Genomic DNA, 11,619 nt, shown 5'->3' on the forward strand with positions numbered 1-11,619 from the left:
CACGATGCCGTTCTGGTCACCGACGACCAGGATGTCGCCGACGACGCCGCGTGCTGAAGGAGTACGCCAGGCTGTGCTGGAGGCGTCCCCGAGGTGTCCCGTCGGTCAGGTCGACTCCGAGCAGCCGACCGTCGATCGACTGGACCCACGCCGTGGCACCGTTGACCACCACGCCGGCGTTGAAGACGCGTACGGCCAGGTCGGTCCGCCAGCGCTCGGCACCCGTCGCCAGGTCGATCCGGGACATCACGCCCCACTCCGTGGTCAGCAGCGCCGATCCGTCGTCGAGGGGCACGGCCGGCGCGTACATCGCGCTACCGCTGAGTAGTGCATCTTGCCGTGCAGCTCGGGCGGGAGGATCTCAGCGTAACGGTCGAACTCGTCGGGCCGCCCGGTGTCGGTGATGTCCCCGCAGTGCAGCACGAGATCCGGGGTACGGGCGGCGATCGAGGCCCATACCTGGGTCAGCCACTGCGTGGTCTGGGGCGAACCCACATTCACGTGGGTGTCCGTCACCAGCGCGAAACGCAGGGGGGAATCCGGGTCGTTCGCAGGATCGGCATGGGCCGGTGCGGCCGCCGCCGGCGCGGCACCCAGGAGGGAGCCGATCCCGGCCGCAGTCAGCGTGGCACCCGCCGCGAGTCCGAGAAAGTCACGACGCCCCACATGGGCGTGACGGCACTCATCATGAAGGCTGAACAAGATGTCCCCGATCGAACAGGTTCATTGACGGGGCACAGAGTGATCCGACCGGGCGACGGAGCCGTGGATTTGGATGGTCCACGAACGCAACAACCAGTGGCCCCGGCACGATCCACCCGCGGCCCCGGCCCTCCCGTCGGCTCCTCCGCGCATGCGCGTACTCGCTTCCTCGGCGCATCCGGCGCGTGGGCCTGCGCCGGGGTTGTCAGTGCGGTGCGCTTCACTGTCCGCTGTGGAGCTCACACAAGCGACCGTCAACGACCTGCTGGCCCGGCTCGGCCCCGGCGACGGCCATATGTACCTGCCGGACGACCTGGACCCGCAGGTTCTGACCGACCTGCTCGACGGCAGGTACGGCGCCCCGCGCACCCTCGTCCTCGACGGTTTCACCGACCCGACGGTCGACGAGTTCGGGGGCGCCGCGCTCCTCGCCCCCTTCGAGGGCCGGGCCGTCAAGATCCGGGCGTGGGCGTACGGGGATCAGTGGGTCGGCACGGGTACGGCGCGGGACGCCGGTGGAGTCGAGCGCCCGGTGCTGGTGGTCGCTCACCGGGAGGTGCCGGAACCCCTGGCGGTCGCTCCGGACGAGGACGTCGACTGGATGGAGCGGCTCAAAGGGATCACCGGCTGGACACAGCACGCCCGGCGGCCGGACATGGACTGGACGGAGGTGGAGTCACGCCTGGGCACCGCGCTGCCGAGCGACTACAAGTGCATGGTCGAAACGTTCGGCGAGGGCGCCTTCGACGGATATCTGGACCTGAACCAGGAGCCGTGGCCGGGTCTCAGGGAGGACGGCCTGCTCAGCTGGGCCGGCACTGAGCACGAGGACCTGTACTGCTGGCGGGCCGACGGCGACGACCCCGATCGTTGGCCAGTCGTGGTCCTGTCCTTCGACGGCGAGTACGTCCCCTTCGACTGCCGGGCCGCGGAGTTCGTCTGCCGCATTCTGATCGACCCGCACCACCGGTTCACCATGGCCCGCTATTTCGACACCCACTGGTTCATGAACTACCGGGAGAGCGACTGACCGGATCCCCGTCGCCAACGGCATCCGCAGCCGGCTCGGCCGGCGCCTTCGGGGAACAGGGCGCAAACGCTCGTCCGCCACGAAAGACTCGCGTCGATCCACAGCGACGTGGGGCGCCACCGGGGAGCCGTGACAAGAGCATGCCGCCCGAACCTGAAACGAGCTGGGCGTGGACATGCCTACGCGCATACACATCGGCACCGCCCGTGCGCGGCGTCGTCGCCGCATCCCACTGAACGCAAAAACCCCAGCTCAGAGTCACTCTGGGCTGGGGTTTGGGTGGAGCCGCTTTCGGGATTCGAACCCGAGACCTACGCATTACGAGTTGTCCGATCTTGGTCTGTAGGTGTCCATGACTGTATGCAGAGACAGGTGCTTGCCTGGTCAGCGGGCGTTCCAGACGGAGGGCGACAAGGGTGGACGCTCACAGAACAGGCATTGACTGAGACCGAGATTGAGACCGTGGGGTGGTGACCGCGCGCGACCCCCTCAGCCTGCGCCGCCACGAAGGCGAGCGCCCAAAGTGAGGCTGCTCGTGCTCCCGGTGCTCATCGCAAGGCGACTCCCGGTGGGCCAGACGCCGAAGGGTCACGCTCCGCGGGTGCCAGTGCCGCCGAACTGAAAGCCTGGCAGGGCGTTCGGACGACATCTCCATCGCGCGCTTGTCGTATAACCTGGCAGGGCGTCATATGCCTTCCTGTACACCGGGGGACAAGCTCATGGATCAGCGATTCTCCTCTGCCGACGTTGAACGAGCGCTCGGCATCTCGTCCGTGTCGTATCTCGGCACGGGCACGTTCGGGGAGACGTGGAAGGTTGTTGACGGCGACCGGGTTGCGGCCTACAAGATCATCTATAGGGATGACGCGGACCTGGAGCGCCTGCGCCGCGAGATCACTAGTTACCGGAGGGTAGCGTCCGAAAACGTTGTTCGCCTGGACAACGTCGTTCCCCTGGTTATCGAAGGACGGCGCAGGGTGACGCTCGTCTTCGAGTACATCGAGGGAGGCGACCTCGCCGACGCAATTCCGCAAGATCGCCCTACTGCTGACGAACTTGTCAACCTAGCGAGCGGCTTGTTGAACGGCGTATCGGCGATTCACGCAGCGAGCCTCTTGCATCGAGACCTCAAGCCCGCCAACATCGCCCTTCGGGGCGGAGATTACGCGCATCCGGTCGTCCTGGATCTGGGGCTCGCCAAGTTGATGGACGTAGAATCCATTACTCGCTATCCCCAGATGATTGGGACGCCCATGTACATGGCGCCTGAGCAGCTTCGTGGGGAAAGGGCACTTAAGGCAAGTGACCTCTGGGCAATCGGCGTGGTGCTCTACGAGGCGGCGACTGGAGAACACCCGTTTGTCGCGCAAGGAGAAACACTGGCGTGGGACGAGTTTTTCAAGCGCATTGCGCGTAAACCGTCGCTGCCCGATCACATCCCGGCTAGTGTGGCCGATTTGATTGATCGATGCCTCTCCGAGCAGCCTCATAAGAGGGGCACTGTAGCCAAAGCTATTCGTCGTATCAAGGGGGATTAGGTTATGAGTGGTGACGACGAACTGCATTTCGTCGTGGACTCGGCGAACGCGGAATTCTCGGATGCCGAGACAATCGACGACGACCTTTTCGGTTGGGATGCGGAAGCGGAGGCTGATGCCGAAGCCTTGGAGGATTCTTTTGACGAAGAACGCTTTAGCGCGGCCAGGGAATGCCTTGCCGGTGGCAAGCCGCTCTTTCTGATCCAACGCAGCCATCAGCATTCATCGGTTATTCCGGGCGTCTTGAATCGCATCAATGCTTTGCATGGAGATTCTCTGAACCTTGGAGTGGTGGCACCAATTCCACGGATGCGACCTTCTGGCCAATCAGGCATTCCTACTTTCTTTCATAACACTGCTGCTGCACCTATCCAGATTGCTGATCCGGAATGCTTTGCGAGACCCGAATCCTTCGGCACGATGCTGGCGGATCAGCGTGATGGTAAGCCGTATGCCGGTACATCGACATCACGAAGGTGGCCTTATTTCAACCGCCCTCTTCCCTCCGGTTGGACCGAGGAGTGGGTAAAGGAAGTCGTGCGCACTCAGCGCGACCTGGGGGCCACGGTGCTGCTGACACCGGGCCTGTGGATGGATCCGTCTGACAGGTCTGGAAGCCTGCAAACCCTACGGGACTGCGTGAAGTGGGCGCGCGAAGAGATCCGCGATCACGAAAATCTTGCGGTCAATGTCACCGTTCCCTACACCTGGTTGACCACAGAGCGTCTGCGAGACTCACTCCTCGCCGAATTGCTTGATATGGACGAGGATATTCTCTACGTTCGCGTTCGTTGGCCTCTGCTTGGCCAGCCGTACGGGCAGCTTGCATCGCCCGAAATCTTGGATGGGTACGTCGAGCTTTCGAGCGTATGCGAGGAAAATGATAAGTTCCTGATTCTGCCCAATACTGCGCTGACTGGATGGGCGGCGCTTGCCTGGGGGGCTAGTGGATTCTCCACTGGAATCGGATCAGGTGAGAGATCGTTCGCCGATACCAAAGTCATTAAGATCAAACGTACGACTCCCCGGCCGGCGCCAACCAACCGGACATTCCGTCGCAGTCTTCTGCACGTCGTCGACGTGGCGACAGACGCGCTGCTCTCGGCACTGCCGGGCCAGGGCGGGTGCGGTTGCGAGTTCTGCCGAGCGCAAACGCCTGGTCTGTGGGACAAGGCGAAGGCAGGGGCGCACTATCTGCTGAAGACTGCCGAGATCGTGGCTGGTGCATCGGATCACTCGCGCGGTCGAAGGGCGGGTACGCGTTCCATCGCCAGAGAGGCCAGAGATTTTAGGGACTCGGCGTCACCTGTCGTACCACTCAACAATGCAAACGATCCTAAGCATCTAGATCTGTGGCTAGATCGACTTAAGTAAGAAGAAGCTTCGAATTTCGGGGATCCTCACCATTGCTGGTAGTGATCAGCCTGCCAAATACGTGCCCCCAAAACCCTGAATTACCGCCTGATCCGCGAACTGCAAGCAAGCGCTCAGCCACTACGAAGCGCTCCGTGCTTTTGGGTGACCTTCGCGACGGATTGGCAATCACTTCCAGCGGGTCTTTCAGTCGATCCGCTGAAAGGGAGAGCAGACCGACGCCTGCATGGCTCAGCGCACTAAGCAGATTCTCCTTTACTTTTGGAAGTCGCGCTTCATCCATCGCCAAGAATGTCTTATTCGCGAAGTTCGCGTGCGGGATAGCTTGCCCCAGGGCGCGTTGCCAGTCGGAGCGCTTCACTTCGATGGCATAGATGCTCGTCGTCGGGCACTGGTAAGGGTGCCGTACCTTCCATTGGCCACGCCCTGGTCGTTCCACCCAGCCATACTCAATCAACATAGGCATCAATTGTTGTGTGAGGTGGGATGTAGATGTCAGGGTGTGAGTTGCAATTTCCGAGGTCGCGGCGGCAGGGGATGTTCTACTTCCCGCCTCCCATTGTTGATGTGAAGCGGTCAGAAAGGCGATGACGTCAATCGCAGATTTCGATTGGATCGGATGCACTCTCCATTTCCTCCGATCCTCTATCACTTGCCTGTTGAAAACGGCAAGAACGAGATCTGCGACGCCCTTTGGTGTTTGAATCTCGTAAAAGTATTCCCAGGGCGTCCGAGGGGAGGTAAATTTGTGCCGACTTTCGGTTAGAGGTCGCAACATGTCGGCTTCTCGTTTAAATGTACTCATGCGACTCCTCCAGCAGCTTGCTCCCCGAAGCCCCATCGTAGGAGATGGGACTGACAGCGAGCCAGACTTTGTTTCGATTTTCGAACTGGGCTGGCATTAACGGCGGCGTCGCTTCGGGAGGAATGCGGGCTTTAGTTGTCCGAGTGCATGCAGCCGGGAAAGGCGCCCTCCGACGCCTTTAGGTCATGAGCAGGCGTGTCGTCCGTGAAGCCGTGCTCTGCCGGACGCGTCCTACGCTGCGCGAGCCACCCCGAAACCCTCGGTCCGCCGTTCACTGCTACGCCCTGGCGGACGGTGCGGACATGCTCGAATCCCTGACGGAGGTAGTAGGCCTGCAGAGCCGCGTTGGTCGTCCAGGCATCCAGCCGAAGCCACTTCGCACCTGTTCGGTAGGCCCGATCACTCGCCCAATTCAGGAGTCGCCCACCCACGTTCAGACCGGCGTGCGTTCGCGCCACAGTCAGCTTGTTGATGAACAGGCAGGGCTCCCGAAGTTCCTCTTCGGTCCAAAGCCCTTCCTCAGCCTCCGGGGAAAGTGTGATCGTGGCCGCCGTGGTGTCGCCGTCGCGCACCATGAAGGCCGTGCCGGCCTCTATCGTCGCGAGCAACTTGTTTGCCGGGTAAGGCCGTTGCCACTGGTCGGTACCAAGGCGGGACAGCCAAGCTGCCGCCTCCTCTCGGAAGGCGAGCAGCTCGGCCAGGTCCTCGGGTTGTGCGGCGCAGATTCTCACTGGGGCTCGTTCTCTTCGCGGCCGGACAGGTTGCCGATCTCGTAGTTCATCTGGTTCAGGTCCCCCCGGAAGGTGGTGACCGTGCATCGGATCGGCCGGTTCTCCGAGTAGCCGGTTCGCGTCCAGAGCAGCACCGGCACCCCGGCACCGAGCTCCAGAAGGCGCGCCTCTTCGGGTGTCGGCATCCGCGTGGCGATCTCGTCGAAGTAGCCCACCTGCTCGATCCCGTGAGCTGCGAGGTAGCGCGTGGTCCCCTCGTCTATGTCGCCCGGCTCTGCAAGCCGCGGGGCCTGCTCGACGAGCCACCCCGGGTACCAGGTGGCCTGGGTGGACCACGGCACGTCGTCCACGTAGCGGTGGCAGAAGCGCAGGACCGTCGTGGTGCCGGCGTCGACCTTGAGTCGTTTCGCAACGTCCTCGGACGCCGGGGTCATCTCGACTCGGAACGTCTGGTGAGGACGGCGGCCGACGCTAGTGACGTCGGTGTTGTACGCGTCGCCGTTCTGCGGGAAGTCCAGGTTCTCGAACCGGGACGCGTTGAGCTTGAACACCTCGTGGGACCGCACCTCGTACCCGAGTCCCTGGCTCGACGAGATGAGGCCCTGGCTGACCAGGAGGCTCAGGCCGTTGCGGACCGTGTTCCGTGAAGCGTCGAACTGCTTCATGAGGTCGCTCTCCGACGGCAGCCGCGCGCCCGGCGCGTACGTGCCGTTGTCGATCTCTCGGCGCAGTGCATCGGCCACCTGCCGGTACTTGGGCTGCTTGTTCATGCCCCCATCATGACTCACTCGGTCAACTCGTTGGTACATGTTCGCCTCAATCGCTTGACGACTCACTGTCCGTGGGTGCAGCATCAACACCGTCAGCTTGTACCAACAAGTTGAGCAAGCGGAGCAATACCTTTGAGTTGCCTTCGCCTGCACTGCACGCGCCTGGTGAGCCCCGTGAAGACGGGAGCCCCGACCTGGGGTTACCGCGCTCACCGCGTGGACCGTTGCTTGAGAACTGCATAGGTGGGCTCCGTCTCCCCGAGTCGAAAAGACGGATCGCGCGGCTACGTCGCGCCTGACCTCGCCGCAGTACGCCTGCTGCGGCCGGTTGCCTCCGCTGCACGTCTCGCACGCGCAGCGCTGAGGGGAGCCGGATGTTCCGACTTCAACGGCGTGCGGCCCCGGTGCTGGAACACCGGGGCCGCTGTTCGGGCCGTTGCCAACCTGCTAGGGAGAACACGACCCATGGACCACATCGTGACTGTTCAGGACGCTGTTACCGCGTTCGAGCCGTGGATGGAGCCCACGGACGCGGAGCTGGAGGCCATCGATGCGGAGATGCCCGTCATCCGGGCGGAGATGGAGTTGCTGGACGCACAGATCCTCGTCATCGACCGCACGCCGTGCGAGCTGGACGAGCGGCGTATCCGCCGGGCCCGCCGGCGCGTGCTCGCCGCACACCGTGACCACATCAACGGCCAGTCCGGGCACACGGGCGGTGCCGCATGAAGCTGCACCGCAAGGGCCGCGCCGCCCTCGTGCTCGCGCTGGTCGTCGTGGTCGCGATGGCCTTCCGGGTGTCCTGGAACGCCCTGCGCGACATCGCCGGCGCCATCGGCGCCGACGACACCGCCGCGACGCTGTACCCGTTCGTCGTCGACGGCCTCATGGCCCTGGCTCTGATCGCCACCCTTGTACTCGCCGGACGGGACCGCACGTTCGCCCTGCGCGTCCTGGCCGCCTACACCATCGCCTCACTCGTCCTGAACTACGTCCACGGCCTCGTCCCGGAGCTTCACGGCCGGACGGTCGACTGGGGACGGTTGGCCGACTGGGACCCAGCGAACTGGGCCCTCGTACTGCTCGCCACCTCACTGCCGGTCGGGTCGATCTACTTCGGCTCCGACCTCGTCGCAAAGGTCCTCCACCACCGCCCCACCCCGACCAAGGCCCCGATCGAGAATACGGAGGAATCGACCGAGACCGTGAGGAATCGGTCTAGTTCTGACCTCGCGGTATCGACCCTGGCGCCGATCACGCCGAACGTGACGGTGCTGCCTCGACCGGTGGCCGTCGGCTTCCTGAAGTCGACCGTGACGGCCAAGCCGGTCCACGCGATCGAGCAGCCGACCCCGGCGCCGATCGAGCGGCGCGCGGCGGCTGCCGAGTCGCCTCGTCCACGCGGGGCCACGGGCCGTGTGCCCGAGGCTGCCCGAACCCCGCGTCCGAAGCGCACTCCAGACGAGCTGCTGGATGAGGCGCGGAAGGCCACGGCCGATTGGCCGGACGCCAGGCTGACTGCCGAGGGCATCCGCCGTGAGGTCCGTACCTCGCCGGCGAACGCCCGGACCCTGCGCGACACTCTGCGCGCCGAACGCGGCGCCCAGGTCGCCTGATGGCGACGCTGCCCGTGTACCGGTGGCGGCTCGCTCCGGACGGCTACGCCACCTACCGCCAGCTCCGCGCCCTGGGACTGCGTCCCGGGGGTCAGGACGTGGTGGCGCAGGTGGAGCGGCCCCGGCGACGGCGAGGCCCGCTGGTCGCCTACCTCTACCGCATCGACGAGGCGAAACCGGTGCGCCCGATGACCCCGGCCCGCTGGGCCGCCTTGGCCAAGGCCAACGCCGCCCGCCGCACCTGCCCCGCCTGCCGCCGGGATGCGGGATACGTCATCCCGTCCTCGCTCGGCATGTGCACTGCCTGCGCTTTCCCCGACAACGCCCCGGAGGGCTCGTGATGGAACAGCTCCCCGCACACCGCCCGTTGACGGTCGTCCAGCTCCCCGACGGCCACCACGTCTACGCCGACCCCGCTGCCCTGCCTGCCCAACAGCCCACTGGGCCACAGGTGGTCCACATCCACCAGGCGCCCCCGGACCGCACCGTGCAGCGCATCGCCCTCGGCTCCGGAGTCGGCGCCGGGGCGGTCGCGGCCGGCGTCTACTTCGGCCCGCTCCTCGTCGGCGTCCTCACCGCCATCGCCGCGAACCTCGCGATGCTCGCCTTCATCGCGCTCGTCCTCGGATGGGCCGTGGTCAGCGTGGTCCGCTCGGTCACCACCAGCACCAAGGGCACCGGCAAGCGCGGCCGGAAGACCGGCTGAAGCCCTTCAAGGCCGTAGGCAGGTTGTCAGTCTCGCCTGCGGCGCCAGCTAGGCGGTATCAGCTCGTGCCGTCCCGTGAACGACTCCTCGCACGATGCGTTGCCTTCACCGTCAACCAGTGCGGTGCGGCTGTTCGCCTCCCACTGCAGGCCCATGTCGCAGACATCGCAATAGCCAGCGAACCGCCGGTACGGCGGGGGCACTTCGTGCGGTTTCGGCCTACCCACGGAGTCAGCCTAGAACGGCCAACCGGGCAGGCGCCCCTGAGAGCGCCTGTGACCCCTTCCGGGTGGGGTTTGACCCCCGGCAGGCTGTTCGGCCGCCAGAGACCCCGTAGCGACGCAGGGTGACGGAAGTTTCCGTCCTCGCGCGCGCACGCGTAGGGCCCCTCTCGGAAACCAGGAAACCCGGAAACCGACCACTCAACGTGACAGCGGCGGGCCGTACAGGGCCCGCCACCGTCCGACCCACTCACCCCAGAGACGAGGACCTTGTGAGTCAGTCCCAAGTCTGGCGCACCCACCGTCAGTACGCAGCCACCGCCGCCCGCTGGACCGCTGACGTGTGGCGCAAGGAAGCCGACCGCCGCGCCGCCCTGCGCGCCCAGCGCAAGCCGCTCGTGGCCGACGCCCGCGCCGCCCTGGAACGCGCCCGCGCCGTCGACCCCGAAGGCGTCACCTCCCTGCGCCACCGCGCCGAACGGGAGCTGCGCACCGCCAAGCGGCGCGTGCCGGACCCGATGTGGCTGTTCGCCACCAAGACCGGCGCCGCCCTCGGAGCCGCCGGATACCTCTACCTGCCCCAAGTCCCGACCCGCGTGTGGGTGTGGTCGGCCGTCACCGTCGTTGCCGCCATCACCGCCCTGACCGTGTGGGTGGCCGTGCGCGAACGCGACACCACCGGCCTGAAGCCCACCGCCGAAGAGTCCGCACTGCTGAAGCGGTTGCAGCCGCAGCACTGGAAGGAGCATGCCGAACAGCGCGGGCTCAAAGACACCTTGTCCGGTCGACCGAAGCTGACCGAGGCGGGCATCGTGTGCGCCATCCGCCTCGACGGCACCTGGACCGCCACCAAACTCCGCGCCGCGGAGGACCACGTCCGTGCCCTGCTCGGCACCCGCACGAGCCTGCGCATACAGATCAAGGCAGGCAAGCAAGGCGGCTGGGCCGAACTCATCCTGCGCACCCGCAGTGCGGCCGATGGCGACGATCTGAAGTGGGCGCCCGAGCGACGCTCGCTCGGGGTCGACACCGTCACCGGCGAGTCCGTGACCGTGCCGCTCGGGGAACGGCTGCTGATCGCCGGACGGTCCGGCGCCGGCAAGTCGGTCGCGTCACGGCCGCTGCTGTATGACGCATCCGAAGGGGAGACGAACGCGCTCGTCATCATCGACCTCAAGCGCGTGGAAGGCCGCCTGTGGGACCACCGGGCCCGCGTCGCCTCCACCCCGCGTGAAGTCGTCGACGTGGTCGACGAGCTGGAGACGGAGATGCTGGACCGGCTCAGCATCCTGCCCAAGGGACAGGACACCTGGACCCCCACCGCCGACCGTCCGCGCATCACGGTCGTCGTCGACGAGGGCGCCGAAGTCATGACCGCCGCCGACAAGGTCCCCTACGAGACCGAGACCAGCGACGGCAAGACACGTACCGTGAACCGTTCCGCGCTGCCGGGCCTGGAGTCCCTGGCCCGGATGGGCCGTGCGGCGTGCATCGACCTGTGGTGGATGACCCAGAAGCCCACCATCGGCGACGGCATCCCCAAGCAGATCGCCCCGCAGATCGGCGTCTCCATCTGCCTCGCGGTCCGCACCCCCGCCGAGGCTCGCGTGGTTCTGGGGGAGGACGCACAGGCCAAGGGCTGGAACGCCGACGAACTCCCCGTCCCCGGCGTGGCGTTGATCCGGGACGGCAAGCGCAAGCCCGACCCGGTCAAGGTCCGCTACATGGACAAGACAGTCGTCATCGCCCTGCCCGACCGCACTCCCTGGTCCCGGACCATCGCGCCCACAGTGGAAGCCGCGGGCGCCCCGACACTCACCCTCATCAAGGACACGGCCCCGGACGAGCCCGCCGCGGACAGCGCCACCGCCCGCGTCCTCAAGGCCATCGAGACCGCCGACGAACCGCTCCTCCAAAAGGACCTCACCGTGATCACGGGCCTGTCCAAGGGCGCCGTGTCCAAGGCCGTCAAGGCGCTCACCACAGGCGGCACGGTCGTTCGCGCCCTAGACGGCCGACTGACCGCCACGCGCGGCGACGACACCGCCGCCGCCTGACCCCCACCCAAGACGACGGCGGCCCCCATCCGACCAAGAACCGGGGCCGCCGCCCATCCACCTGCCATC

The 11,619-nt window shown here is 65.8% G+C and carries 13 protein-coding genes; 8 read left to right on the top strand and 5 right to left on the bottom strand.

The window, feature by feature from the left end; all coding sequences use genetic code 11:
* Positions 1-16 precede the first annotated feature (16 nt).
* Positions 17-295: a PQQ-binding-like beta-propeller repeat protein gene (locus RCR19_RS17030; RefSeq protein WP_331265923.1), complete on the bottom strand. Its 279-nt coding sequence runs from the start codon at positions 293-295 to the stop codon at positions 17-19.
* Positions 265-666, bottom strand: a complete 402-nt coding sequence (locus RCR19_RS17035; RefSeq protein ID WP_331265924.1) for a metallophosphoesterase — start codon at positions 664-666, stop codon at positions 265-267. Before RCR19_RS17035 ends, RCR19_RS17030 begins: the two co-directional genes overlap by 31 nt.
* Positions 667-934: 268 nt before the next feature.
* Between RCR19_RS17035 and RCR19_RS17040 the strand changes: the two genes are divergently transcribed.
* The 3 genes from RCR19_RS17040 (at position 935) to RCR19_RS17050 (ending at position 4,644) form a co-directional block, all read left to right on the top strand.
* Positions 935-1,732: an SMI1/KNR4 family protein gene (locus RCR19_RS17040; protein WP_331265925.1), complete on the top strand. Its 798-nt coding sequence runs from the start codon at positions 935-937 to the stop codon at positions 1,730-1,732.
* A gap of 719 nt (positions 1,733-2,451) precedes the next feature.
* A complete protein-coding gene (locus tag RCR19_RS17045) occupies positions 2,452-3,270 on the top strand; it encodes a serine/threonine-protein kinase (protein ID WP_331265926.1) in 819 nt (272 codons plus the stop codon).
* A 3-nt stretch (positions 3,271-3,273) separates the two neighbouring features.
* The gene (locus RCR19_RS17050) at positions 3,274-4,644 is read left to right on the top strand and encodes a hypothetical protein (RefSeq protein WP_331265927.1); all 1,371 of its coding nucleotides are present in this window, start codon (positions 3,274-3,276) and stop codon (positions 4,642-4,644) included.
* On the opposite strand, the gene RCR19_RS17055 is transcribed toward RCR19_RS17050, so the two are convergent.
* The 3 genes from RCR19_RS17055 to RCR19_RS17065 form a co-directional block, all read right to left on the bottom strand.
* Positions 4,637-5,449: a hypothetical protein gene (locus RCR19_RS17055; protein ID WP_331265928.1), complete on the bottom strand. Its 813-nt coding sequence runs from the start codon at positions 5,447-5,449 to the stop codon at positions 4,637-4,639. The two genes, RCR19_RS17050 and RCR19_RS17055, sit on opposite strands and share 8 nt — an antisense overlap.
* Before the next feature lie 131 nt (positions 5,450-5,580).
* Positions 5,581-6,180: a GNAT family N-acetyltransferase gene (locus RCR19_RS17060; RefSeq protein WP_331265929.1), complete on the bottom strand. Its 600-nt coding sequence runs from the start codon at positions 6,178-6,180 to the stop codon at positions 5,581-5,583.
* Complete coding sequence (locus tag RCR19_RS17065; RefSeq protein ID WP_331265930.1) at positions 6,177-6,950, bottom strand: GntR family transcriptional regulator; 774 nt, start codon at positions 6,948-6,950, stop codon at positions 6,177-6,179. The genes RCR19_RS17060 and RCR19_RS17065 overlap by 4 nt, the downstream gene beginning before the upstream one ends.
* Before the next feature lie 465 nt (positions 6,951-7,415).
* Here RCR19_RS17065 and RCR19_RS17070 point away from each other — a divergent pair, with 465 nt between their 5' ends.
* The 5 genes from RCR19_RS17070 to RCR19_RS17090 all read left to right on the top strand — a co-directional run bounded on the left by RCR19_RS17070 (position 7,416) and on the right by RCR19_RS17090 (position 11,550).
* Positions 7,416-7,679, top strand: a complete 264-nt coding sequence (locus tag RCR19_RS17070) for a DUF6284 family protein (RefSeq protein ID WP_331265931.1) — start codon at positions 7,416-7,418, stop codon at positions 7,677-7,679.
* Complete coding sequence (locus tag RCR19_RS17075; protein WP_331265932.1) at positions 7,676-8,566, top strand: DUF2637 domain-containing protein; 891 nt, start codon at positions 7,676-7,678, stop codon at positions 8,564-8,566. The genes RCR19_RS17070 and RCR19_RS17075 overlap by 4 nt, the downstream gene beginning before the upstream one ends.
* Positions 8,566-8,907, top strand: coding sequence for an RRQRL motif-containing zinc-binding protein (locus tag RCR19_RS17080; protein ID WP_331265933.1), 342 nt, complete (start codon positions 8,566-8,568; stop codon positions 8,905-8,907). The genes RCR19_RS17075 and RCR19_RS17080 overlap by 1 nt, the downstream gene beginning before the upstream one ends.
* On the top strand, positions 8,907-9,272 hold the full coding sequence (locus RCR19_RS17085) for a DUF6251 family protein (protein WP_331265934.1): 366 nt from the start codon (positions 8,907-8,909) through the stop codon (positions 9,270-9,272). Before RCR19_RS17080 ends, RCR19_RS17085 begins: the two co-directional genes overlap by 1 nt.
* A gap of 493 nt (positions 9,273-9,765) precedes the next feature.
* Positions 9,766-11,550: a MarR family transcriptional regulator gene (locus RCR19_RS17090; protein ID WP_331265935.1), complete on the top strand. Its 1,785-nt coding sequence runs from the start codon at positions 9,766-9,768 to the stop codon at positions 11,548-11,550.
* The last annotated feature ends 69 nt before the right edge of the window (positions 11,551-11,619 follow it).

This window comes from Streptomyces sp. WAC07094 (genome assembly GCF_036320405.1).
Classification (GTDB): domain Bacteria; phylum Actinomycetota; class Actinomycetes; order Streptomycetales; family Streptomycetaceae; genus Streptomyces; species Streptomyces lannensis.